We start from the raw sequence: 22,710 nt of genomic DNA on the forward strand, positions 1-22,710 counted from the left end.
CTGGAAGTACCCGCGACATAGGTTTGGTGCATGAGCACGGGGTTGCGGGAGTACCTGGACGGGCCGCACAAGGCGGTGCGAGACGTAGTACGGGACGGGCTGGCGGCGAACGCCGGGCTGCTGAACGCGGGACTGGACCTGTCGCGGGACGAGTACCGCGATCAGGTGCTCGCCGTGATGCAGCAGGTCACCGCCGAGGGACACACCGGCCGGGGCTTCCCGAAGGAGTTCGGCGGGCAGGGTGACCTGGGCGGCTTCATCGCCGGGTTCGAGACGCTGGCCTTCGGGGATCTGTCACTGATGGTGAAGGCGGGGGTGCAGTTCGGCCTGTTCGCCGGGGCGATCCTGCACCTCGGCACCAGCCGGCACCACGAGCAGTACCTCACCGATGCGATCGATGGCCACCTGCTCGGCTGCTTCGCGATGACCGAGACCGGGCACGGCTCGAACGTCCAGGCGCTCGGCACCACCGCGACGTACGATCCGGCGACCGAGGAGTTCGTGGTCCACACGCCGAACGCAGCCGCGCGCAAGGACTACATCGGCAACGCGGCGAGGCATGGCCGGATGGCGGCGGTCTTCGCCCAGTTGGTCGTCGGTGGCGAGACGCACGGCGTGCACTGCCTGCTCGTGCCGATCCGTACGCCGGACGGCGAGTCGATGCCCGGCGTGACCTTGAGCGACTGCGGCCCGAAGCTCGGCCTCAACGGCGTCGACAACGGCCGCATCGTCTTCGACCACGTCCGTGTACCCCGTACCGCGCTGCTGGACCGCTACGCGCAGGTGGATGCCGAGGGCACCTACTCGAGCGAGATCGAGAACCCGGACCGGCGCTTCTTCACCATGCTCGGCACCCTCGTCCAGGGCCGGGTCTCCGTCGGCGGCGCCGCGATCAACGCGAGCAAGGTGGCGCTCACCATCGCCATCCGGTACGCCGATCGGCGACGGCAGTTCAGCGCGCCCGGGAGTGCCGAGGAGGCGCTGCTGCTGGACTACCGGATGCATCAGCGCAGGTTGCTCCCGCTGCTGGCGAGGACGTACGCGCTGCACTTCGCCCAGGCCGAGCTGGTCGACGAGTTCGTCCGGATCTTCGGCAGCGACGGCACGGACAACACCGAGGGCAACACCGATGGCGAGGGCGGGCTCGGGGATCGTGACGAGCACGACCGGCGGGCTCTCGAGGCGCAGGCGGCCGGCACGAAGTCGCTCGGCACCTGGCATGCCACCGAGACCATCCAGATGTGCCGTGAGGCCTGCGGTGGCGCGGGCTATCTCGCGGAGAACCGGCTGGCCGCACTGAAGGCGGACACCGATGTGTTCACCACCTTCGAGGGTGACAACACGGTGTTGCTGCAACTGGTCGCGAAAGGGCTGCTGACCAACTACCGGGAGTCGTTCGGGAAGCTCGATCCGCTTGGGACGGCCCGGTTCATCGCCGCGCAGGCGGTGGAGATCGCGGTCGAGAAGACCGCGCTGCGGACAGTCGTCGAGCGGCTGCGCGACGCAGTACCGAACCGGAACGATACTGCCGACCCCGATGCCGGGCTTCGGGACGATGCGTACCACTGCGGCATGGTCCGGTTCCGGGAGGAACACATGCTGGCCGGGGTGGCCCGGCGACTCAAGAAGGGCATCGACGCCGGCGACGACGCGTTCGAGGTGTTCAACCGGTGCCAGGATCACGTGATCGCGGCCGGCCGGGCGCACGTGGAGCGCGTCGTACTGGAGGCGTTCCTGGCCGCGGTACAGGCTGCGCCCGAGGGGCCGGTGCGGGATCGGCTGAAGGAGTTGTACGACCTGCACGCGCTCGCCACCATCGAGGCGGAGCGCGCCTGGTACATCGAGCACGGCCGTTTGTCGGGTCAACGATCCAAGGCGATCACGGCACTGGTGAACGAGCTCTGCGCCGCCGTCCGGCCGCACGCGGACGAGCTCGTGGAGGCGTTCGGAGTACCGGGCGCGGCAGTCGATGTGCCGATGGTTGTACCGTCGCAGCATGAGTGAGCCGATTGAGCCCGCGTCGGCCGCCGAGGCCGCCCGCGAACTGGCGAAGGTGCTGCTGGAACAAGCCGACGCTCTGGACCTGCACGATCTGCGAGCCACCACGGCGATCGAGAACGTCCGAGTCCAGGCCCGGGTGCTCGCCGACGCCGTGCACGAGCGCGGCTGGGGCGACATCTTCCTCGGCATCGACTCCTACGATCCGGACGAGCTCGACGACCTGCCGCTGGGCCCCGACGACTTCGACGACCCGGCCGACTACCGCGAGATGGTCGAGCGCGGCGAGCTCGACGACCTGGAGGAGCCGCTGGTACCGGAGAACGGCATCCGCCTCAGCTACCAGGCGCGGTACGACTTCGTGGTGACCGACCCGGAGGCCTTCATCGCCTACGTCCGCGGCCGCTCCGACGAAGCCCAGAACGACGACGTGATCGACGACATCGAGGACGCCCGCTCAGCCTTCGAGCTCCTCGGCTACCTCGACGGCATCGGCTCGAAGGACTACGACGGCCTAGGCCTCAGCCCGGCCGGCGGCGAGGAATCCCACAAGGTAGTCGACTTCTCCCTCTGGGACATGGACCCCACCCGCCGAGACGACACCTACCCGTACTGATCCCCACGCAGCTCCCCACCCCCGGTGCAGCGGCTCTTGCGTCGCCGCTTGCTTGAAGGGCGCGGTGGTGACCGTGCGCGGTTTGGTTGCCGCAGGCGCTGGTCAGCGCACTGGTCGCCCGCCGGGTCTGCAGCTCGCGGCCACCCGGCCACCCCCGCCCTTGGCCAGCGTGTACGTCGTCCGCAGAAGCCGAGGTGCCACTCAGGTCCAGCGTTGAGAGGTGATGTCCCAGACGCCCTGTGAGATGGCGCCGCTGAGAAGAGGGCTGAGGCAAGCACTCACGGTGCCCAGGGCCTTCTCGAGGTCGTACAGCTCCGCCGGCACCGCGGCTTGGACGGCTTCACTCCGGTAACCGGCGGGCTATTGTCCGCCAGGCGAGTCCAGCGTGGTGGGCAGAGCCAGGTCTCGATGCAGCGCCTCGGCCTGCAGAGCGGCTGATGTGTCGGTCGCATCGATGCCCGGACCGCTGGTGACGATCAGCACCAGGTCGACGAGGTCGTGATACCGCGTCGAAGACGCACCGTCTCGGTGGAGTTCGTACATCGCACAGAGTTTGTCCGCAATCTGATCGGCGAGGGAGTAGAGCGAAAATTCGGGGAGCTCCGGAACGCCTGGCATCACGATGATCGGCTTGGGTTGGAATCGGTCGACGCTGCAGATGCGACGTTTCTTGACGGACAGGTCGATGCTGAACCGCTGATACTCGGTGGAGCCGATGGAGGCTGTGACGCGGATTGTGGCTACGGCCTTCTCGTCGTCTACAGCGGCCCGTTCTTCAACTCGTCCCAGTTCGAAGCGGAAGAAGTCGTCACCGCACGGCTGGGCCATCGCGTTGCGTAGTTCGGCCAGAGGTGCGACCAGGTCGATGTTGCCAGCGGGATAGAGCAGGTCGACGTCGTCGCTGTAGCGGGCCCGGGGAAGTCTGACGAGGAGACCGGTGCCGCCTTTCAGCACCCACGGCGCGTCGGGTTCGCGGAAGATGCGAGCCAGGAAGCGCTGCATGACGAATTCGCGGTTGATCTCCTGCGTCGGTCGCCCGGCGTCCTTGGCGACCTTCTTCATGCGGGCGTTGGCGCTTACGCGGAATTCCCGTGCGCTTGCGTACGGCGTTTCTCTCATGTGGCCGCCTGGTCTGTTGGTTCCTCGAGGAGCTTTGCCCGGGCTTCGTAGGCGGCCCGTAGCGCCTCTTGAACGTCTTCTGGTTCATCGGTGATGCCGAGCAGGGCCTGCAGTTGCCGGAGCTCGTCAGTCGACAGTCCGACGTGAGCGGCACGATTGCGCAGGTCTCTGGGGACCCGTGGATCCAGTAGGGCGAGTGCGTGAAGTAGAGCAGCGTCGGCTGGTGATGGTCCTGGCGCGGCGAGTTCGGCAGCCTGTTGGGTCGCTTTGGGAATGCCGGCCTCGTCGAGGAGGCGATTCAAGAGCGCGCGGCCATGCCCGAGCTGCTGGCCATAGTGGTGCGCATAGGGGGCGAGCGCAGAGCTGAGCTCTTCCGCGGTCACGGAGTTCAGAGCCATCGCGTCGCGAACAACGCCCGCCAGATGACCGCCATCTGTATGAGTCTTCGCCAGATCACTGATCGTCTTGACGATTGTCGTTACCGGAAGACCGGTGGTGATCTGCCAGTCGGCTGGGCTGAGACTCTCGCGGTGGAACCTCACGTCAGGTCTCTTCGACTGTTTGCGGGTGGCGACGGTGAACTCGAATCGATCCGCGTCCAAATCGCCGAGTTGGTGGTATCTCGCGGCCGATCGGTGCGACAAGACCGCGTCTGGTGCTCTGAGGCGGGCAGCGGCCGGTTGTTCTGGCGCGAGCGCGAGCCAAGCTGCCCGCAAGTCATCCAACGGCGATCCAGCGCCCACGACCCGATAGACGCCATGTGTCACCCGCTCTAGCACACCTTCAGCGGCCAACCGTGCCATGGACTGAGCAGACACACTGGCGGCGCGCGCCTGAGCGGTCGTGACCAGCCCCCACTGCTCATCGGCGATGGCGGCCACCTCGGCGATCTGCACTTCAATCCTCCGCATCCTGCTCCAAAATTACTCTATCAGATGAATATCGAAGCATATTCAAGATAATCGGAGTCAGGTGTTCCGGTGTCGACGACCTGGCATTGCGGAGCCCTGCCCGCGTAGCGAGCCGGTGGCGGACTGATCTCGCTGCTGCGGCGCCAGTGCCGCCACTCTGCTGAGAGCGCGACACAGGCCATCCGGCGGGTTTGTTGCCCTCAGCACCGTCCTCTTGCGGCGTCCGCCGACGTGCGTCCAGTGGAAGCTGCGTGTTGGTCGATGCTGGGCCCGGCCTTGCCGCCCAGCTGAAGATTCCCAGCTGGCCAGCGATTGGGCTATCAGTGGCGACGCGGGAGTTGCGGGGGCGTGGTACCGGTCTGGTCCGCAACGGCATCTAGTTGTTGCTGAAGGCAATTTCTTCTACTCGCGAGTACGCAAGGTGAGGTCGGATATACGGAGCGTCGCCTTAGTCAAGATCAATGCAAATGTTTGACCCCGTGCGTGGCGGCTCTCCGCCACCCCGTGACAACGTTCTGTCGTCAGCGACGGACGGGTCGCTGACACAGGCTCCAGGCGGTACCGCGGTACTCCCGTCCGCGACCGGACTGTACCTCCCCTGCCGGTCACGGAATGAGACGGCGGGACCTCCCTCCTTCGGGCCGAACCGCCCACTCGGGGCAAAGCAAGACGCCGGCCGTGTCGCCGGGGTGCCGGTCGCCAGTGAGGTGGTGACCGACACCCGATGCGGTCGGCGTTTCTTTTCCCGAGGTACTGATGCGATTTCTGGGGATCAGTACCTCGGGAAGCTCCGGGTGCCAGGCGGTGCCGCTCGGGTTCTTCCTGCGGAACCGGACCTCAGCCTTTATCGCCTACATCGCGATCGGCCGTCGCGGTCGACCTCGCCCCCGCGCGCTGACGGACGGTGACGCCGGTCGGCCCGCGAGTTCAGCCGGCTTCGCGGCTTTCGTCTTCCAGGTCTTCGGTGTCAGGTGGCCGGCGCAGGTCGACCAGGTCGTCCAGGACCGGCGTCGCGGTCAGGCCGGCATATAGAGCGAGAGCGACCGCGATCGTGACGATCGCGAGGATGGCGATGAGCATGATGTCCCTCGGCGTACTGATGCACTGTTGTTCATCTGTACGTCGGGGTTCCGTGGTCAGTTCATCGCTGAGCGTCAGGCGAGTTCCAGCGCGCTGATCGGGTGCTGCTGGACCTGGCCGTACGTCGTGGTCCGCTGCCGGGCCGGACGCCCCGCGGCGGTGGCCATCTGGGTGAGTTCTTCAATGGACTTGCGGGAGCCGTGCTTGGAGCCGGCCATCCGGCTGATGGTCTCCTCCATCAGGGTGCCGCCGATGTCGTTGACGCCCCCGTTGAGTACTGCGACACAGCCGTCGACGCCGAGCTTGACCCACGAGCACTGGATGTTGTCGATCCGGCCGTGCAGCATGATGCGGGCCATCGCGTGCACGGCCCGGTTCTCGTCGTACGTCGGCCCGGGCCGGGCAACACCGGCCAGGTAGATCGGCGAGTTGGTGTGGATGAACGGGAGCAGCACGAACTCGGTGAACCCGCCGGTCTGGTCCTGCACCGCGGCGATCGTCCGGAGGTGCTGGACCCAGTGGTGGGGTGAGTCGACGTGGCCGTACATCATCGTCGACGAGGAGGGCAGCCCGACCTTGTGCGCGGTCGTGATGACCTCGATCCAACTGGCCGTCGGCAGCTTGCCCTTGGTGAGGATCCAGCGGACATCGTCATCGAGGATTTCAGCGGCCGTGCCGGGGATGCTGTCGAGTCCGGCTTCCTTCACCGAGACGAGAAAGTCTTCGATCGACAGGCCGGTCCGGACGGAGCCGTTGACGATCTCCATCGGCGAGTAGGCGTGCACGTGCATCTCGGGCACGCGGTCCTTCACCGCCCGGACCAGGTCGGCGTACGCGGTACCGGGCAGGTCGGGGTGGATGCCGCCCTGCATGCACACCTCGGTCGCGCCGATCACCCAGGCTTCCTCGGCCCGCTGGGCGACCTCGTCCATCGACAGTGAGTACGCGTCGGCGTCGGTACGGCGTTGGGCGAAGGCGCAGAACCGGCAACCGGTGTAGCAGACGTTGGTGAAGTTGATGTTCCGGTTCACCACGTAGGTGACGTCCTCGCCGACGGTTGCCTTGCGCAACTCGTCGGCGATCCTGGCGAGCTGGTCCAGCGCCGGGCCGGTGGCCGTCATCAACGTCAACGCTTGCGCGTCGGACAGCCCGGCCGGGTCGCGTTCGGCTGCAGCGAGGGCTTCCTTGACGTCGCCCTCGATCCGCTCAGGTGCAGCCCTGTTCGCGACGTCCTCACGCAGTACGTCCCAGTCGCCGTAGGCCGCGTCGAAGTCCGACCGGGTCTCGGTCCGGCGACCCTCGGTGTCGATCGCGGTGTGCAGATCGGTCCGGCCGACGCTGTCCCAGCCGCCGTCGGGCTCCTGCCACGGCAGGCCCTTGGGGAAGGCCGCCTCGTTCGCCAACCCGGTCTCGGGATCGACCAGCGCCTCCACATGCGAGATCAGCCGCGGATCCAGCCACGGCTCACGCAGGTACTCCGGGTGGGCGGTCAGCCGCTCCCGCAAGGTGAACCCGGCGTCGGCGGTCACCTTGGCAAGGTCGTCGATCTGCGGCCACGGCCGTTCCGGGTTCACGTGGTCCGGGGTCAACGGCGACACTCCGCCGAAGTCATCGACACCGGCATCCAGCAGCAGGCGGCACTCGGCCAGGTCGACCAGATTCGGCGGTGCCTGGACCCGCATCCGGGGTCCGAGCACGACCCGGGTGACGGCGATCGCGGCCAGCCACTCATCCAGCGGTACGTCGGCGTCATTGCGCATCGCGGTGTCCGGCTTCACCCGGAAGCCCTGGATGATGACCTCCTGGATCCCGCCGTACTGCCGGGCGATCCGCCGCAGCGCGAAGATCGAGTCGGCCCGCTCGGCCAGGTTCTCCCCGATGCCGATCAGCAGGCCGGTGGTGAACGGCACGTTCGAGCGGCCGGCGTCCTCCAGCACCCGCAGCCGGATCGCCGGGTCCTTGTCAGGGGAGCCGTAGTGCGGCTGGCCCTTCTCCTCGAACAACCTGCGCGACGTGGTCTCCAGCATCACGCCCATGCTCGGCGCGACCGGCTTCAACCGCTGCAGATCCTGCCACGACATCACGCCGGGGTTCAGGTGCGGCAACAGCCCGGTCTCCTCCAGCACCCGGATCGCCATCGCCCGGACATAGTCGAGCGTCGAGTCGTACCCGGCCTCCTCCAGCCAGGTCTTCGCCGCGTCCCACCGGTCCTCGGGCGCATCCCCAAGCGTGAACAGCGCCTCCTTGCACCCCAACGCCGCACCCTGCCGGGCGATCTCCAGAACCTCGTCCGGACTCAGGTACGGCGAGTGAACCCGGCCCGGGGTCGTCGCGAAAGTGCAGTAGTGACACCGGTCCCGGCACAACCGGGTCAGCGGGATGAACACCTTCTTCGAGAACGTCACCACTCCGCTGCGCCCGGCATCGGCCAGCCCCTGATCCCGCACCCGCGCGGCGGTCGCCATCAGTGAGGTGAGCGCCTCGCCCGAGGCGGACAGGAGGACTTCAACCTCAGCCGGGTCGAGCGTCTTGCCGTCATCGGCACGCTTCAGAGCGCGGCGCATGGCGGTGCTGATCGTGGTGTTCCGGGGAGTGGCTGAGCGCTGTTCGGGTTCGGTCACGACGACGAGCGTATGTCGTGAAATGGCCCGATCCGACCGAATCCGGGACCCAAAATCAAGTGGTACGTTCGTCCTGATAGTTTGCCATTCGTGCAGGTCAGCAGGGTAGTCGGCGGGGTGGTGAGAGCACCGAAGGCGGACGGGCGGCGGGTCCGCGGCCGGCTCCGGCGGACGGAACTGCTGACCGCCACGCTGGCTGTGATCGAGCGGGACGGCGTCGCCGGCGTCAGCCACCGGGCGGTCGCCGCGCAGGCCGGGGTCTCCCTCGCCTCGACGACTTATCACTTCGCAAGCCTCGACGATCTGCTGGTCGCCGCGCTGACCTGGGCCGCCGAGGACCTGACCGCCGAACTGCAGGAGCGCGTCAACGAGATGGGCGCCCGGCCCGCCGACGAGCTCGCCCGGTTGATCGAGCACTGCCTGGTCTACCGCCGGGGGCGCACCCTCGCGGAGTACGAGCTCTATCTGCTCGCGGTCCGTCGCCCAGCCTTGCGGGAAGCCGCGGCGGCGTGGCTGGAGCCGCTCACCGAGATCGCCCGCAACTTCACCACCGACCCGCACAAGGCGAGCCTGCTGGTCGCGGCGCTGGACGGCATCCTGTTGCAGTCCCTGATCGGTGCCCGCCCCTACAACAAGGACGACTTCTCCGCCTTGCTCACGCTACTGCGTTGAGGTCGGGACCAGTTTCAGCCCAAAGGCTCTCTCAGGCGTCAGCAGTGGTGAGGGCGGTGGCTCGGCTTCGGAGTGGGCCGTGGGGACGCGGAGGTGCGACAGCGGCTTCCAGCCACTGGCGAGCACGCCGACCGCGAGCAGGACGGCGAAGGCGCCGACGTAGAACGGCAACTGGATGTTGATCTCCTCGCCGAGCTTGCCCGCAAGCCACGGCGCGACCGCACCACCGGAGAAGCGCACGAAGCTGTACGCCGCGGAGGCGGTGCCGCGCTCGACCGGCGCCGCGCCCATCACGGCCTCGGTGATCAGGGTGTTGTTCACGCCGAGGAACAACCCGGCGACGATGACGCCGGCCGCGAGCACGCCGCGGTGGTGTGCGTACACGCCCATCACCGCGAGATCGGCGGCGAACAGCAGCAGCGAGGTCATGACCACGGGCAGCGTGCCGAAGCGGCGCTGCAGCCGGGGCGCGGCGAACACCGAGGTCAGGGCCAGCCCGATGCCCCAGCCGAAGAAGATCAGGCCGATCTGGCGGGCCGACATCGCCAGCGGGAACGGGGTGAACGCCAGCAGCGTGAAGAAGCCGAAGTTGTAGAGCAGCGCGGTGACCGCCACGGTGGCGAGGGAGCGGTGCCGGAGTGCCTTCAGCGGTTCGATGATCGAGGTACGGCGAGGTGCCGGCGGCGAGGCGGGGAGCAGGAAGGCCGTCGCCGCGAGCGCGATCGTCATCAGGACGGCGACGCCGAAGAACGGGCCGCGCCAGGAGATCGTGCCGATCTCACCACCGACCAGCGGGCCCGGCCGCGATGCCGACGCCCAGCGCCGCTTCGTACAGGATGATCGCCTGCGCGACCGAACCGCTCGCGGAGTTCACGATGGTGGCCAGCGCGGTCGCGATGAACATCGCGTTGCCCAGGCCCCAGCCGGCCCGGAAGGCGACGATCATGCCGATCGAGTTGGACAGGCCGGCCAGCGCGCTGAACACGACGATGATGGCCAGGCCGATCAGCAGCGTGCTCTTCGCGCCGATCCGGCTGGAGACCGCGCCGGTGATCAGCATCGCGACACCGATGACGGCCATATAGCTGGTGAAGAGCAGGGAGACCTGGGACGGGCTCGCGTGCAACTGCTCGGCGATCGGCTTGAGGATCGGGTCGACCAGGCCGATGCCCATGAACGCGATCACACAGGCGAAGGCGACGGCCCAGACGGACTTGGGTTGTTTGAGGAACGAGTTGCTGCTCAACGGGGGGTGTCCTCCAGATCGAGGGTGAGGATCGAGTGCATGACGGTGACCGCGGCCTCGAGGGTGGCGAGGTCGGTCGACGGCAGGTGCCGCAGGCGCGCCGCGATGGCGGTCCCGGCTTCCTGACGGGCGCGGTCGAGCTCCGCCCGGCCGGCGTCGGTGAGGCTGATCAGGCTGGCGCGGGAGTCGGCCGGGTCGGGCTCGCGCCGGACCCAGCCGCTCTCCTCCTGGCGCTGGACCAGGTTCGACATCGTCGGCTGCGAGCAACGGTCGGCCTTGGCCAGGTCGCTGATCCGGGTCGGACCGAGCTCGTCGAGCCGGCCCAGCAGCCGCATCGCCGCGTGCGGGAGCGCACTCACGTCGCGGCTGGCGAGCCGGGTCAACCGGGCCGCGGCCACAACCACGTCGACGCCGAGCTGAGTCAGAGCTGTCGTAGCGATCACGTAATCCAACATTACATAGGAAAGCTATGTATTTCCAGAACGGGTGAACCAGCTCACCTGACCGGGTTGCCGTCGGGATCGCGGAAGGCGCTGACAGGCACCGGGCCGCGGTGCAGGATGTGCGGGATGTCGGCCCATGGCAGCAAGGGCTCGGTGGGGTTGAGATTCCGGAGCCGGTGCAGGGCCTGATCGGAGGGCTGGGACAGTGCGGCTGCCGCCTCGGCGCTGTAGGGGAGGTAGTCCTCGGCGGCCTGGGGTCGGAACAGTGGCTCGTGCCGTTTGAGCAGGATGCAGGTCCGTTCGGGCACCAGCAGTTCCGCGTCGATGGTCCAGTAACCGAGCCGGCGCAGTACTCGGCCGGACTCGCGGAGCGCGTCGAAGATCGGCGCCGGATGGACCGGGGAGAAGAAGACGACATCGGTCCAGCGGCAGTCGAGCGGGTGGACCGGATGATCCATCACGTGCGGCCGCTCGGCGTACTTGGCGGCTTCGCGGTGGTAGAGGTCGGGGTAGCGGTCGCGGATCATGGACAGCGGCAGCAGGTCGTCGCCACGGAGATCACGGATGGCGCCCTTGTAGAGAAGTGTCGGCATGAAAGAAGCCTCCGACGCGGTGATCGCTTCGGAGGCTGCTCTCTTGATTCTACCGGTCAGAGGTGTCTTGCGATGGCTTCCGCGGCCTGAGCCGGGCCGTCTACGGTGGCGTAGAGCTTCTGGATTCGTTCGGCAGCTTCCAGGTGGCGGCGGTTGTGGAGCATCTCGGTGGCGGTGCCGGCCAGGCGGTTCAGGTGGTGGGGCGCGACGTGGCGGGCCGCGTCGAGGCGCTCGACCAGGGCGACGTTCAGGTCCTGCTCCGGCTGCAGCGGGACGCCCAGCAGGGGAGTGCCGCAGGCCATCGCGGTCTGGACGCTGCCCTGGCCGCCGGTAGTCACCGCGAGGTCGACCTGCGGCATCACCAGATGACTCGGCAGCACGCCTCCGACCATGATCCGGTCCGTCGCGAGATCGCTGAGCTCATGGATGGTGCCGGCCACCAGGATCCGTACGTCGAGTGCGCTGAGCGAAATGACCGCCTCCCGGACGAGCGCGGGCGGTGTCGACGTCATCGCCAGGTAAACGACAGGGCCAGGTCGGTCGAGGAACTTCCGCACCCCCTCCGGCAGCGGGACATCCAGGTGCGCGAAGAGCGGTCCGATCCCCTGCAGGCGAGTGTCGGGGCGATACCCGACCTTTCCCGCCGGTGTCCACGCTGCGAGTTCCGCCGCCGAGACATCCAGCACCTCAGGCACTTCCGGCACCAGTGAGAGGTCGCCGAGCAGGAGCGCCGCGAGGCTCGGGACTCCCTCGACCCCGAGCGACGCGGCCACCCGGTTGAAGCCGGCGCAGTACGCCGGAGTGCGGTTCGAGGTCCGGTTGATGAGGAAGCGGCTGAGCCAGTCCGGTGCGTGCTTGAGCCGGGGATCCACCGGTCGGCTGGGCGCGGGTAGCAACCTGCGCTCGGCGACCGGCGGCACGAAACTGCCCGCGTGCTCGGTGATCAAGCGGACGCCGGTCAGCCGGGACGACAGCAACGTGGTCAGGGTGAACCCGGTGACGGCCACGGTGATCCCGTGGGCGCGGAAGTACTCCGCTTCCGCCCGGACGTAGGTCTCGATCTCCGCGTCGTCGTACATGCTCTGGCGGGGGTCGCCGAGGCCGACCGCCGACGCCACGAAGGATGCCGCCCGCTCGGGCGACATGCCCGGGCCCAGTACGTCGTACGGGATGCCGGCTTCGACCAGCAGGCGCTCGTGCGGGCCGCCGTGAGTGGCGACGCGGACCGGGACGCCGAGCACGGTCAGGGCTCGGTGGATCTCCAGCATCCGCGACGTCTCGGACAGGTAGGCGCAGTGTGGCAGTAGGCAGATCACGGTGGTTGCCCCCCTCGATGCTAATAGGTAATATATTGCCTATGTCGCGGGAGAACAAGACCGAAGTACTGCTCGGGATCGGGCCAGGGTCGCGGTTGGAGCCGTCGATCCGGGCGTTCCGGACCACGCTGACGCTCGCCCACAAGTTGCGTTACGCCATGGACGAGCGACTCCGTGCGGACGGGCTGACCACCCAGCAGGCCGCGCTGATCACCGTCGTGACAGCCGCCGGGAAACCGTCGCTGGCCGAAGCCGCGGCCGCGCTGGGGAGTACCCATCAGAACGTCGCCCAGATCGTCGCGGCCCTGGTGCGCAAGGACATGCTGCAGATCGAGCCGGATCCCGCGGACAAGCGCAGGAAGTTGCTCTCGACAACGAACCGCAACGCGGCGTACTGGCAGGAACGCGACGAGGGCGACTTCGGCGCGGTGGCCGACTGGTTCGGCGAGCTGTCGCCGGCGGAGCTCAAGACCTTCTGCGAGTTGTCCGACCGGGTCATCGCCGGGCTCGACAATGCTTAAGGCGGCGCTGGGCAGCACTGCCTTCTTCTTCGCCGCACCTTGTGTGGTGGCCGGTCTGGTGCCTTGGTGGATCAACGGCTGGGCCGAGCCGCGCTTCTGGCCTGCACTCTTGCTGGTGGCCGGCGGCATCCTCGTCGTCTTGCGCGCCTTCATTCGCTTTGTCCGCGAGGGCCGTGGTACTCCGGCGCCGGTGGCCCCGACCGAGCAGTTGGTCGTCGGCGGCGACTTCCGCTACGTCCGCAACCCCATGTACGTCGGCGTCGTCGCGACGATCCTCGGTCAGGCGCTGCTGTTCCTCGACCTCTGGTTGTTCGTCTACGCGGTGGTCGCCTGGGCGGTGATGGCGTCCTTCGTCCACTGGTACGAGGAGCCGGTACTGAGCCGGCGGTACGGACGGCAGTACGAGGACTACCGCCGGGCGGTGCCCGCGTGGCTGCCCCGGCTCAGGCGTTCGAAGTGATCTAGACCACTCTTTCCGTGCAGTCCTGCAAAGTTGCAGGAATATTAATTTGCAGTGTGTGCAAGTTCGCATATCGTTGACGTCGTGATGCAGACCGAGGAGAGCGCGCCGCCCGGGCGGCGGGAGCGGAAGAAGCGGGAGACGCGCGCCGCGTTGATGGCCGCCGCGCTCCGGCTGGCACTGGAGAAGGGGCCGGACAACGTCACGGTCGAGGAGATCAGTGAGGCCGCGGACGTCTCGGTGCGGACCTTCTTCAACTACTTCCCGCACAAGGAGCACGCGATCCTCGGTCGCGACCCCGAGGAGCTCGAGCGCGCGCTCGAGCGGCTCCGGGACACCCCGGCCGGCCAGTCGCCGCTCACCACGATGCGGATGCTGATCGCCGAGGCGCTGGTCGACGTGGAGCAGGACAGCGCCACCGCCTCGCAGCGGTTCGCCCTGATCGTCCAGTCGCCGACGCTGCTGTCCCAGTTCGTCCTGCTCGGCGCCGAGGACGAGCGGGTGCTGTCCGCGGCGATGGCCGAGCGGATGGGTGAGCCGCGGGAGGCGATCCGGCCGATGCTGATCGTCGCCGCCGCGAGTACGGCGGTCCGGATCGCGTTCGAGAAGCAGAAGGACGCCGGTGGGCGCTCGGTGCGCTCGCTGATCGACGAGGCGTTCCTGCTGCTCGCCGACGGGGTGGATCCGGACTTCGACAAGACCACAGTTTTCCGAACCGACCAGGAAGGTCAGTCATGACAACGACCTCTTCGCCCAAGCCCCCGGAGGCGGCGGGCGAGGTCAACTCCGACGACACCGCGGCGGCCCGGCCGCAGGACACCATTTCGCTCGAGGTGGCGGCCGAGCAGGTCGCCGCGCTCACGCCGCGTCAGACCGTGCAGGCGATCTCCGGCCTGATGATGGGGATGTTCGTCGCCATCCTGGCCGGCACCGTGGTCTCGACCGCGCTGCCGCGGATCATCCACGACCTCGGCGCGAGCCAGTCGTCCTACACCTGGGTCATCACCCTGGAGTTGCTCACGATGACGGCCACGGTGCCGTTGTGGGGCAAGCTCGCCGACCTCTACAACAACAAACTGCTGGTCCAGCTGTCGCTGGGCTTCTTCGTGGTCGGCTCGCTCGTCGCCGGCTTCGCCCCGAACATCGAGGTGCTGCTGGGCAGCCGGGTCCTGCAGGGTCTCGGCGCCGGTGGTCTGACCGCCCTGGTGCAGATCGTGATGGCGGCGATCATCCCGCCGCGTGAGCTCGGCCGGTACTCCGGGATCTTCGGCGCCATCTTCGCCTCGGCGACGGTCGGTGGACCGCTGCTCGGCGGCTTCCTGGTCGACTCGCCGCTGGGCTGGCGGGCCTGCTTCCTGATCGGCGTGCCGTTCGTACTCGCCGCGATCGTTCTGCTGCAGCGCACGCTGAAGTTGCCGACCGTGCGCCGCGAGGTGAAGATCGACTGGTGGGGCGCGTTCCTGATCACCGCCGGGGTGAGCACCCTGCTGGTCTGGTCCTCGTTCGCCGGGAGCAAATTCGAGTGGGCGTCCGGTTGGAGCTTCGTGCTCGTGGCTCTCGCCCTGGTGGCGCTGGTGGCCGCCGTGCTGGTCGAGCGTCGGCACCCTGAGCCGATCATCCCGATGGACCTGTTCCGCAACCGCACGGTGACGCTGTCCATCGTCGCGAGCGCGCTGGTCGGCGTGGCGATGTTCGGCGGCTCGGTGTTCCTGGCGCAGTACTTCCAGATCGCGCAGGGCTACTCGCCGACCAAGGCCGGGCTGATGAGCCTACCGATGATCCTGGGCATGATGGTCGCCTCCACGATCGCGGGTGGGCTGATCACGAAGTACGGCAAGTGGAAGATCTACGTGGTCGTCGGGAGCTTGCTGCTGCCGATCGGGCTGGCGCTGTTCGGCACGATCGACGCGCACACCTCGAAGTACATGCTGTGGGCCTTCATGATCATCCTCGGTGTCGGCATCGGCCTGGTGATGCAGAACCTGGTGCTCGCCGCGCAGAACGACGTACCGGCCCGGGAGCTGGGCGCGGCCACCTCGGCGGTGAGCTTCTTCCGCAGCATGGGCGGCACGATCGGGGTCAGCGTGCTCGGCGCGATCCTGGCCAACAAGGTCACGGAGACGCTGAACCCGGGCGGTGCCTCGTCCGGTGGCAGCAACGCGGTGCCGAACATCGCGGAGCTGCCGGAGCAGGCCCGGACGGCCGTCGAGAACGCGTACGGCGCGGCGACCGCGGACCTGTTCATGATGTCGGTGCCGTTCGCGGTGCTCGCTCTGATCGCCGTCCTGTTCATCAAGGAGAAGCCGCTGCTGACCACGTCCGGCGCCGAGCGCCGGGCCCATGAGGAGCAAGCTGGCAAGCTGGACGCATGATCGTTGCATTCAGCATCAGCCCGGCGGCCGGGGACGAGACCGGCGGCGTGAGCGAGGCGGTCGCGGAGGCGATCCGCGTGGTCCGCGCCTCCGGCCTCCCGAACGAGACCAACGCGATGTTCACCAACCTCGAGGGTGAGTGGGACGAGGTGATGGCGGTCGTGAAGCAGGCGGTGGACGCCGTCGCCGCCGTCTCGCCCCGCGTCAGCCTGGTCCTCAAGGCCGACATCCGTCCCGGCTACACCGGCCAGCTGACCGCCAAGGTCGAACGCATCGAACAGGCCCTCTCCGACTGACCGTTCCGGTCGGCGCCCGTACTGCGGGACGCCGGCCGGTCTGTCGGTCAGTGCGAGTTGACCGCGGCGAGGGTCTGGTCGAACCGGCCCTCGCGCTCGGCCAGCCGGAGGAACTTGACCCGCTCGACCAGGATCTCGTCCGCGTCGGGCTGCTGCTGGATCAGCTCCATCGCCTCGGTCAGGTAGTCCTCCAGCGGCATCGCCCGCTCGTTGTCCTGCTGGCCCAGCAGCGTGGTCCGGACCGCCGGTGGTACCAGCTCGATCACCTGGACCGACGTGTCCGCGAGCTGGAGCCGCAGGCTCTGCGTGTAGCTGTGCACGGCCGCCTTGGTCGCGTTGTACGTCGGCGTGATCGCGAGCGGCACCGTGGCGAGGCCCGAGCTGACGGTGATGACCGCCGCTTCCGGCCGGGTGATCAGGAACGGCGTGAACGTGGCGATCGTACGGATGGTACCCAGCAGGTTGATCTTGATGGTCTCTTCGGCCGTCTGCTGGTGAGCCGGGTCGAGCAGGTTCTCCATCTGCATGATGCCGGCCATGGTGATCAGGACGTTCAGGTCCGGATGGGCGGTCGTCACCGCCTCGAATGCGGCGGCGATCGAGGAAGGGTCGGCGACGTCCAGCTCCACCGTCTCGAGGCCTTCGTGCTCGGCCGCCAGCTGGTCCAGCAGGTCCTTGCGGCGACCGCTGATGATCACCTTGTTGCCCAGGTCGCGGAATCTCAGGGCCAGGCCGAGGCCGATGCCGGAGGTACCGCCGGTCATGAAGATCGTGTTCTTCGTCGGGTTCATGTCCTCAGCCTGGAGCGCCCCGCGGATGGCATCCAGGCTCGCTTCAACCACTGCTCGACAAGCAGTGGTTAACGCACCGAGGTGCTGAACAATGGCTTCATGGAGTACACCGAGCTGGCCGATTTCCTGCGCAAGCGGCGGGAGCTGCTGCAGCCCGAGGACGTAGGTCTGCCGCGCGGACGACGGCGCCGTACTCCGGGGCTGCGGCGCGAGGAGGTCGCCGTCCTGGCCGTCATGTCTACCGACTACTACAGCCGCCTCGAAGGGGGCCGCGGGCCACAGCCGTCGGTGGAGATGCTCGCCTCGATCGCCCGGGCGCTGCGGCTCACCCCGGCGGAGCGGGACCACCTGTTCGTCCTTGCCCGGCACGGAAAGCCACCGTTTACAGCGGTCGCCGACCACGTCAATCCCGGTCTGCTGCGGATCCTGGACCGGCTGGACACCCCGGCGATGGTGCTGAACCGGCTCAGCGAGACGCTCGCGCAGAACCAGGCGCACGTCGCCTTCGACCGGGAGCAGACCAACTTCGAGGGACTCGAGCGCAGTGCGGTGTACCGGTGGTTCACCGGGGAGGTGGACCGGGCGCTCTACTTCGAGGAGGAGTGGGCCTCGCACGGTCGGGTGCTGGTCTCGGGCCTGCGGTCGGTGGTCGCGGTCGACGGGCCGGCCTCCCGTGCCGCCACGATCGCCGACGCTCTGCGGCAGGAGAGCGCGGAGTTCGCCCAGTTGTGGGAGGCCCACGAGGTGGGAGTCAGGCACAGCGGGACGAAGCGGTTCCGCCATCCGGTGGTCGGCGACCTCGAGCTGTTCTGCCAGTTGCTGGACGATCCGGAGCAGCAGCAGACGCTGCTGGTTTTCACCGCCAGCCCGGGGAGTGAGAGCGACGAGCGGTTGCGGCTGCTGTCGGTGCTCGGCAACCAGCGGTTGCAGCCGACAGAAAACTGAAGGATTTTCGGACAGAGCTTGCTGAAGGTCTTTACGGCGGTTTGGCCGTGAGTTAATTTAAGCCCTGAAATCCCATTCCGTAACACCTCGATCACCGAGGGGATTCAGTTATGCCCGCTCGGCTGCTGCCGCCTGCGCAAGAGCACGCGCAGTAGCACCCCCACGGAAGGACCCGCCCCCATGCTTTCCGACCGCAAGATCCCGATCATCCGATTACTGGCGCTGCTCGTCCTCGCCTGTCTGTGCCTGACCTCCGGGAGCGCCTTCGCCCGCGAGGCCCGGCCGGACAGCCAGAACGCTGTCGCCGCGAACTTCAACGTGCTCGCCTTCTACAGCGGTACCTGGGATGCCGCGCACATCGACTTCGACAAGGAGGCGAACCAGCGGTTCCCGCAGTTCGGCGCGCAGAACGGCTTCACCTACACCGCGACGACCAACTGGGACCAGCTCAACAACCTGACCGCCTCGCAGTACCAGGTGGTGATGTTCCTGGACGACTCACCGCACAGCGCCGCGCAGAAGGCGGGGTTCCAGCGGTACATGGAGAACGGCGGTGCGTTCCTCGGCTTCCACGTCTCGGCGTACAACGATGCCAGCGGCAACTGGCCGTGGTTCAACAACACCTTCCTCGCGACCGGCTGGTTCGCGACGAACACCTGGGGACCGACCGCGGTCACGTTGAAGGCGGAGAACCGCTCGCACCCGTCGCTGGTGAACACCGGCGCGACGTTCCGGTCGTCGGTGAGTGAGTGGTACAGCTGGCAGAACGACCTGCGGAACAACCCGAACATCCAGATCCTGGCGTCGATCGATCCGTCCAGCTTCCCGGTCGGCACGGACCCGGCGCAGACCTGGCGCAGCGGCTACTACCCGATCGTCTGGACCAACAAGAACTTCAGGATGATCTACGCCAACTTCGGCCACAACGCGATGAACTACGAGACCGACACCCGGCTCTCCTCGACCTTCGACAGCCCGGCGCAGAACCAGTTCATGATGGACGCGCTCAAGTTGCTCGGCGGGGGCGGCGGCACCGTGCCGCCGGTCGACCAGCCGTCGCCGACCGCGTGGTACTCCGTGGCCAACAAGGGCAACAACAAGTGCGTCGACGCCCGGGCCGCGGGTACCGCCAACGGCACCGTGATCCAGCAGTACTCCTGCAACTCCTCGCAGGCGCAGCACTTCCAGTTCCAGCCGACCTCGGGCGGGTTCACCCGGGTCAACAACCGCAACGACGCCAGCAAGGTGATCGACGTGACCGGTGTGTCCGCCGCCGACAACGCCGGCCTCCAGTTGTGGACCTACAGCAACGGCGCCAACCAGCAGTGGCAGACGGTCTCCGAGGGAGGCGGCTACTTCCACTTGGTCAGCCGCCTGAGCAACAAGTGCCTCACAGTCCCAGGAGGCTCCACCGCCGACAGCACCCAACTCGTCCAACTCACCTGCAACAAACTCCGCTGCCCAGTCCTTCGAACTCACCGCGGCCTGATCGCCTGCTTGCGCCCGGAGAACCTCGGGGTCAGACCTCCAGGTTCTTCGGACGCAATGCGGTCGGGCGGTGGCTGAGGTAGTAGGCGAAGGCGGCGGTGGGGACGAACATGACGATGCCGTAGACGGCGACGGGGATGGCTATCTCGCTGTTGTCGAGGAGTGACGGGCTGAGGGCGATGGTGAGGGCCAGGGTGGCGTTGTGGATGCCGATCTCCATCGAGCACGCGATCGCCTGCCGCTCACCGAGCCGGGCCAGCCGCGGTACGGCGTACCCGAGGGCGAGGCTGAGGACGTTCAGCAGTACTGCGACCACGCCGACGGCGGCCAGGTAGTCGAGCACGTTGTCGCGCTCGGTGTAGACCGCGGCGAAGATGACCAGCGCGAGCACCAGGATCGAGCCGAGCTTGACCGGCCGGACCATCCGCTCGGCGAATGCCGGCTGTTTGTTGCGCAGCAGCATCCCGAGCGCGACCGGGATCAGCACGATCGCGAACACCTGCAGCATCTTGAGCGGCTGCAGACCGATCTGGCCGTCGCCCAGGAAATATGCGAGGGACAGGTTGACCACGATCGGCAGCGTGATCACGGCGAGCACCGAGTTCACCGCAGTCAGGGTGACGTTGAGTGCGACGTCACCGCCGGCCAGGTGGCTGAACAGGTTCGCGGTCGTTCCGCCGGGTGACGCGGCCAGCAGCATCATGCCGACGGCTAGTGCCGGTGCGAGGTCGAAGAGCTTGACCAGACCGAAGCAGATCACCGGGAGCAGGAGCACCTGGGTGCCCAGTGCAACCAGCACCGCACGCGGCATCCGCAGTACCCGGGTGAAGTCGGCGACGGTCAGCGTGAGGCCCAGGCCGAGCATGATGATCGCGAGCGCGACCGGCAGCAGCACCGAGGTCAGCACGGAGTCGTTCACAGGCGGCTCCTTTGAGCGGGTGCTCAGAGTGGCAGCGGGCGTGAGCTGTCGGCAAGACCTCGTCTTGTGTCGGCTCGGTGTATTACGTTGCCGCCCATGAAGACGCTGCGCATCGCCGCCCTCGCGGCCGGAGTCCTGCTCGCGATGTCCCAACTGACGCCGGCCCAGGCGGTGACGAGCCCCGGCCTGACCGGCGGCGGGCGCCACGGGCCGAAGTACCAGTGGGACCTGAAGCCGACCGGGAGTGCGTCGCAGTTCCGCGGACTCGCGGCGGTGAGTGCGGATGTTGCTTGGGTGGCGGGCAGTGCGGGGCAGGTGCTGCGGACGACCGACGGAGGCAAGACCTGGCAGAACGTCAGCCCGGCCGGCCAGACGCTGCTCTTCCGTGACGTCGAGGCGTTCGACGCGAAGCGTGCGGTGATCCTGGCGATCGGTCCCGGCGAGGACTCGCGGATCTTCCGGACCAGCGACGGTGGCAAGACCTGGGCCGAGTCGTTCCGCAACACCGACCCGAACGCGTTCTACGACTGCCTTGACTTCAACGACCAGCGCCACGGCCTGGCCTTGAGCGACCCGGTCGACGGGAAGTTCCGGATCGCGGAGACGTCCGACGGCGGCCAGTCGTGGCAGGTGCAGTCGACGAAGGGGATGCCGGCCGCGCTGCCGGGCGAGTTCGCCTTCGCCGCCAGCGGGACCTGCCTGGTCGCGGGACCGGGTCGGACCGCCTGGTTCGCGACCGGCGGTGGCGACCGGCCGCGGGTGTTCCGCACCAGCGACGGCGGTCGCAACTGGAAGGTGACCGACTCCCCGATGGCCAGTGGCGCGGCGGCCGGCATCTTCAGCCTGGCGTTCCGTGGACCGCTGTTGGGTGTCGCGGTCGGCGGCGACTTCGAGAAGCCGACCGAGGCGGTCAAGGCCGCTTCCGTCACGAACGACGGGGGCCGCAGCTGGAAGCTGGTTCCGGCGGACAAGGCGCCGAAGGGATACCGCAGTGGCTCGGCCTTCGTACCGCGGACACTGGCGACGGTGATCGCCGTGGGGCCGTCCGGCAGCGACGTCAGCTACGACGGTGGCCGCAGCTGGACGCAGTTCTACGACGGCAGCTTCGACAGCGTCGAGTGCGCCGGGCACGGGTCGAGCGCAGCCTGCTGGGCGTCCGGCGCGAAGGGCGCGGTCGCCCGTCTAGCCGTCAAGCGCTGACTTGCTGCTGGTCCGTTGCCAGGGCGACACCCGTACGTCGTGCGGGGGTCGCCTGGCTGCGGTGAGGATGAGGGCATGCGCAAACGTCCGAAACGTTTGCTGGTCACCTTCACGGGTCTGCTGATGCTGCTGCCGACGGCGGCGGCCGCGAGCCCCGGGCATTCCGACGACCGCCCGGGCCGGCCGCTGAAGGTCCTGACGTACAACATCCACCACGGTGCGGGGACCGACGGCCTCCTCGACCTCGAGCGGATCGCCCAGGTGATCGACGACTCCGGCGCCGACGTGGTCGGCCTGCAGGAGGTAGAAAACCACTGGAGCGAGCGTGGCAACTGGGAGGACCAGGCCGCCTGGTTCGCCCGGAGGCTGGACCTGCACTACGCCTTCGCGGCGAATCTGGACCTGCCGCCGCTGAACCCGGGCGAGCCGCGCCGGCAGTACGGCACGGCCGTGCTGTCGAAGACGCCGATCCGGGACTTCCGCAACACCCTGCTGCCGCTCTACCCGACCGGTGAACAGCGTGGGCTCGCCGTCGCGACGATCAAGGTGCGGGGACAGAACATCCGGTTCGCCAACACCCACCTGACGTCGAACAACAACGCCGAGCGCCTCGAGCAGGCGAGGAAGGTGGTCGAGTTGCTGGCCGGCTCGAAGACGCCCACCCTGCTGGTCGGCGACCTCAACGCCACCCCGGAGAAGCCGGAGATCACCACTCTGACCGCGGTCTGGCGCGATACCTGGGCCGAGGTCGGCCTCGGGCCGGGGTACACGATCGAGGCGGACAAACCGACGGCCCGGATCGACTTCGTCCTGCACACCCGCACGCTGCGTCCGACCGCCGCCGAGGTGATCACCACCAACGGCTCCGACCACCTCCCGGTGGCAGCCACCTTCACCCTCCGCTGACCCCGCCCCGCGGCGACTGATCGCCGTACAGACGCACCGGCGCCACCCGACCTCGGGTGGCGCCGGTTTGCTGTGTGCGCTCGGGGACCTGAATTACAAGCTTGTAGTTTGTCAAGCCGACACGCAGGTGAAGCAAAGTTATTCGTGGGAAAGGTGTTCCCAATGGGGCTGCAGGCACCTAGTGTCACCTATGTGGT

General features: G+C 67.8%; 23 protein-coding genes. 12 read left to right on the plus strand and 11 right to left on the minus strand.

Annotated features, from left to right (window positions below):
• Positions 1-30: 30 nt before the first annotated feature.
• Both EV644_RS18610 and EV644_RS18615 read left to right on the plus strand, forming a co-directional pair.
• Complete coding sequence (locus EV644_RS18610; protein WP_132189556.1) at positions 31-2,004, plus strand: acyl-CoA dehydrogenase family protein; 1,974 nt, start codon at positions 31-33, stop codon at positions 2,002-2,004.
• The gene (locus EV644_RS18615; RefSeq protein WP_132189557.1) at positions 1,997-2,614 is read left to right on the plus strand and encodes a hypothetical protein; all 618 of its coding nucleotides are present in this window, start codon (positions 1,997-1,999) and stop codon (positions 2,612-2,614) included. The genes EV644_RS18610 and EV644_RS18615 overlap by 8 nt, the downstream gene beginning before the upstream one ends.
• A gap of 360 nt (positions 2,615-2,974) precedes the next feature.
• Here the strand turns inward: EV644_RS18615 and EV644_RS18620 are convergent, their stop codons facing one another.
• The 4 genes from EV644_RS18620 to EV644_RS18630 all read right to left on the minus strand — a co-directional run bounded on the left by EV644_RS18620 (position 2,975) and on the right by EV644_RS18630 (position 8,345).
• The gene (locus EV644_RS18620; protein ID WP_132189558.1) at positions 2,975-3,733 is read right to left on the minus strand and encodes a nucleotidyl transferase AbiEii/AbiGii toxin family protein; all 759 of its coding nucleotides are present in this window, start codon (positions 3,731-3,733) and stop codon (positions 2,975-2,977) included.
• Positions 3,730-4,629 carry a type IV toxin-antitoxin system AbiEi family antitoxin domain-containing protein gene (locus tag EV644_RS18625; RefSeq protein ID WP_241998361.1) on the minus strand — a complete coding sequence of 300 codons (900 nt, stop codon included), beginning with the start codon at positions 4,627-4,629 and terminating at the stop codon, positions 3,730-3,732. Before EV644_RS18625 ends, EV644_RS18620 begins: the two co-directional genes overlap by 4 nt.
• Before the next feature lie 942 nt (positions 4,630-5,571).
• Positions 5,572-5,724, minus strand: coding sequence for a hypothetical protein (locus tag EV644_RS44620; protein WP_158292868.1), 153 nt, complete (start codon positions 5,722-5,724; stop codon positions 5,572-5,574).
• Positions 5,725-5,798: 74 nt separating this feature from the next.
• Positions 5,799-8,345, minus strand: a complete 2,547-nt coding sequence (locus EV644_RS18630; protein ID WP_132189560.1) for a bifunctional FO biosynthesis protein CofGH — start codon at positions 8,343-8,345, stop codon at positions 5,799-5,801.
• A gap of 90 nt (positions 8,346-8,435) precedes the next feature.
• Between EV644_RS18630 and EV644_RS18635 the strand changes: the two genes are divergently transcribed.
• Positions 8,436-9,017 (plus strand): TetR/AcrR family transcriptional regulator, encoded by a 582-nt coding sequence (locus EV644_RS18635; RefSeq protein ID WP_132189561.1) that lies wholly within the window; start codon positions 8,436-8,438, stop codon positions 9,015-9,017.
• On the opposite strand, the gene EV644_RS46375 is transcribed toward EV644_RS18635, so the two are convergent.
• From EV644_RS46375 to EV644_RS18655, 5 genes are read right to left on the minus strand one after another with little or no spacing between them, the layout of a single operon-like run.
• Positions 9,006-9,746, minus strand: a complete 741-nt coding sequence (locus tag EV644_RS46375) for an MFS transporter (RefSeq protein ID WP_241998363.1) — start codon at positions 9,744-9,746, stop codon at positions 9,006-9,008. The genes EV644_RS18635 and EV644_RS46375 overlap by 12 nt on opposite strands.
• 49 nt (positions 9,747-9,795) lie before the next feature.
• On the minus strand, positions 9,796-10,263 hold the full coding sequence (locus tag EV644_RS46380) for an MFS transporter (RefSeq protein WP_241998364.1): 468 nt from the start codon (positions 10,261-10,263) through the stop codon (positions 9,796-9,798).
• Positions 10,260-10,706: a MarR family winged helix-turn-helix transcriptional regulator gene (locus tag EV644_RS18645; protein WP_158292869.1), complete on the minus strand. Its 447-nt coding sequence runs from the start codon at positions 10,704-10,706 to the stop codon at positions 10,260-10,262. The genes EV644_RS46380 and EV644_RS18645 overlap by 4 nt, the downstream gene beginning before the upstream one ends.
• Before the next feature lie 53 nt (positions 10,707-10,759).
• A complete protein-coding gene (locus EV644_RS18650; RefSeq protein WP_132189563.1) occupies positions 10,760-11,299 on the minus strand; it encodes a hypothetical protein in 540 nt (179 codons plus the stop codon).
• A gap of 56 nt (positions 11,300-11,355) precedes the next feature.
• Positions 11,356-12,615, minus strand: a complete 1,260-nt coding sequence (locus EV644_RS18655) for a glycosyltransferase family protein (RefSeq protein WP_158292870.1) — start codon at positions 12,613-12,615, stop codon at positions 11,356-11,358.
• A 41-nt stretch (positions 12,616-12,656) separates the two neighbouring features.
• Between EV644_RS18655 and EV644_RS18660 the strand changes: the two genes are divergently transcribed.
• The 5 genes from EV644_RS18660 (at position 12,657) to EV644_RS18680 (ending at position 16,264) form a co-directional block, all read left to right on the plus strand.
• Positions 12,657-13,136: a MarR family winged helix-turn-helix transcriptional regulator gene (locus EV644_RS18660; protein ID WP_158292871.1), complete on the plus strand. Its 480-nt coding sequence runs from the start codon at positions 12,657-12,659 to the stop codon at positions 13,134-13,136.
• On the plus strand, positions 13,129-13,596 hold the full coding sequence (locus EV644_RS18665) for a methyltransferase family protein (RefSeq protein WP_132189566.1): 468 nt from the start codon (positions 13,129-13,131) through the stop codon (positions 13,594-13,596). Before EV644_RS18660 ends, EV644_RS18665 begins: the two co-directional genes overlap by 8 nt.
• Before the next feature lie 87 nt (positions 13,597-13,683).
• Positions 13,684-14,334, plus strand: a complete 651-nt coding sequence (locus EV644_RS18670; RefSeq protein ID WP_132189847.1) for a TetR family transcriptional regulator — start codon at positions 13,684-13,686, stop codon at positions 14,332-14,334.
• On the plus strand, positions 14,331-15,968 hold the full coding sequence (locus tag EV644_RS18675) for an MDR family MFS transporter (protein WP_199239889.1): 1,638 nt from the start codon (positions 14,331-14,333) through the stop codon (positions 15,966-15,968). Before EV644_RS18670 ends, EV644_RS18675 begins: the two co-directional genes overlap by 4 nt.
• Entirely contained in the window at positions 15,965-16,264 is a 300-nt protein-coding gene (locus tag EV644_RS18680) for a thiamine-binding protein (RefSeq protein WP_132189567.1), read from the plus strand. Before EV644_RS18675 ends, EV644_RS18680 begins: the two co-directional genes overlap by 4 nt.
• A 47-nt stretch (positions 16,265-16,311) precedes the next feature.
• Here the strand turns inward: EV644_RS18680 and EV644_RS18685 are convergent, their stop codons facing one another.
• Positions 16,312-17,055, minus strand: a complete 744-nt coding sequence (locus tag EV644_RS18685) for an SDR family oxidoreductase (RefSeq protein ID WP_132189568.1) — start codon at positions 17,053-17,055, stop codon at positions 16,312-16,314.
• 99 nt (positions 17,056-17,154) lie between these two features.
• Between EV644_RS18685 and EV644_RS18690 the strand changes: the two genes are divergently transcribed.
• Together EV644_RS18690 and EV644_RS18695 are read left to right on the plus strand one after the other, a co-directional pair.
• Entirely contained in the window at positions 17,155-18,000 is an 846-nt protein-coding gene (locus EV644_RS18690) for a helix-turn-helix transcriptional regulator (protein WP_132189569.1), read from the plus strand.
• A gap of 180 nt (positions 18,001-18,180) precedes the next feature.
• On the plus strand, positions 18,181-19,566 hold the full coding sequence (locus EV644_RS18695; protein WP_199239890.1) for a ThuA domain-containing protein: 1,386 nt from the start codon (positions 18,181-18,183) through the stop codon (positions 19,564-19,566).
• Here EV644_RS18695 and EV644_RS18700 read toward each other — a convergent pair.
• Positions 19,520-20,407 (minus strand): bile acid:sodium symporter family protein, encoded by an 888-nt coding sequence (locus EV644_RS18700; protein WP_132189570.1) that lies wholly within the window; start codon positions 20,405-20,407, stop codon positions 19,520-19,522. The two genes, EV644_RS18695 and EV644_RS18700, sit on opposite strands and share 47 nt — an antisense overlap.
• Positions 20,408-20,503: 96 nt before the next feature.
• On the opposite strand from EV644_RS18700, the gene EV644_RS18705 reads away from it, so the two are divergent.
• The gene (locus EV644_RS18705) at positions 20,504-21,607 is read left to right on the plus strand and encodes a WD40/YVTN/BNR-like repeat-containing protein (protein WP_132189571.1); all 1,104 of its coding nucleotides are present in this window, start codon (positions 20,504-20,506) and stop codon (positions 21,605-21,607) included.
• A gap of 75 nt (positions 21,608-21,682) precedes the next feature.
• Entirely contained in the window at positions 21,683-22,513 is an 831-nt protein-coding gene (locus tag EV644_RS18710; protein WP_132189572.1) for an endonuclease/exonuclease/phosphatase family protein, read from the plus strand.
• Positions 22,514-22,710: the final 197 nt, after the last annotated feature.

The sequence above is a fragment of the Kribbella orskensis genome (assembly GCF_004342085.1).
GTDB classification, from domain to species: domain Bacteria; phylum Actinomycetota; class Actinomycetes; order Propionibacteriales; family Kribbellaceae; genus Kribbella; species Kribbella orskensis.

Bases quoted from the DNA above. Each gene is read 5' to 3' on its own strand.
- EV644_RS18610 (WP_132189556.1), top strand. From the start codon at position 31: ATGAGCACGGGGTTGCGGGAGTACCTGGACGGGCCGCACAAGGCGGTG.
- EV644_RS18615 (WP_132189557.1), top strand. From the start codon at position 1,997: ATGAGTGAGCCGATTGAGCCCGCGTCGGCCGCCGAGGCCGCCCGCGAA.
- EV644_RS18620 (WP_132189558.1), bottom strand. From the start codon at position 3,733: ATGAGAGAAACGCCGTACGCAAGCGCACGGGAATTCCGCGTAAGCGCC.
- EV644_RS44620 (WP_158292868.1), bottom strand. From the start codon at position 5,724: ATGCTCATCGCCATCCTCGCGATCGTCACGATCGCGGTCGCTCTCGCT.
- EV644_RS46375 (WP_241998363.1), bottom strand. From the start codon at position 9,746: ATGACGATCGCGCTCGCGGCGACGGCCTTCCTGCTCCCCGCCTCGCCG.
- EV644_RS18650 (WP_132189563.1), bottom strand. From the start codon at position 11,299: ATGCCGACACTTCTCTACAAGGGCGCCATCCGTGATCTCCGTGGCGAC.
- EV644_RS18660 (WP_158292871.1), top strand. From the start codon at position 12,657: ATGTCGCGGGAGAACAAGACCGAAGTACTGCTCGGGATCGGGCCAGGG.
- EV644_RS18665 (WP_132189566.1), top strand. From the start codon at position 13,129: ATGCTTAAGGCGGCGCTGGGCAGCACTGCCTTCTTCTTCGCCGCACCT.
- EV644_RS18670 (WP_132189847.1), top strand. From the start codon at position 13,684: ATGCAGACCGAGGAGAGCGCGCCGCCCGGGCGGCGGGAGCGGAAGAAG.
- EV644_RS18675 (WP_199239889.1), top strand. From the start codon at position 14,331: ATGACAACGACCTCTTCGCCCAAGCCCCCGGAGGCGGCGGGCGAGGTC.
- EV644_RS18680 (WP_132189567.1), top strand. From the start codon at position 15,965: ATGATCGTTGCATTCAGCATCAGCCCGGCGGCCGGGGACGAGACCGGC.
- EV644_RS18685 (WP_132189568.1), bottom strand. From the start codon at position 17,055: ATGAACCCGACGAAGAACACGATCTTCATGACCGGCGGTACCTCCGGC.
- EV644_RS18690 (WP_132189569.1), top strand. From the start codon at position 17,155: ATGGAGTACACCGAGCTGGCCGATTTCCTGCGCAAGCGGCGGGAGCTG.
- EV644_RS18695 (WP_199239890.1), top strand. From the start codon at position 18,181: ATGCTTTCCGACCGCAAGATCCCGATCATCCGATTACTGGCGCTGCTC.
- EV644_RS18705 (WP_132189571.1), top strand. From the start codon at position 20,504: ATGAAGACGCTGCGCATCGCCGCCCTCGCGGCCGGAGTCCTGCTCGCG.
- EV644_RS18710 (WP_132189572.1), top strand. From the start codon at position 21,683: ATGCGCAAACGTCCGAAACGTTTGCTGGTCACCTTCACGGGTCTGCTG.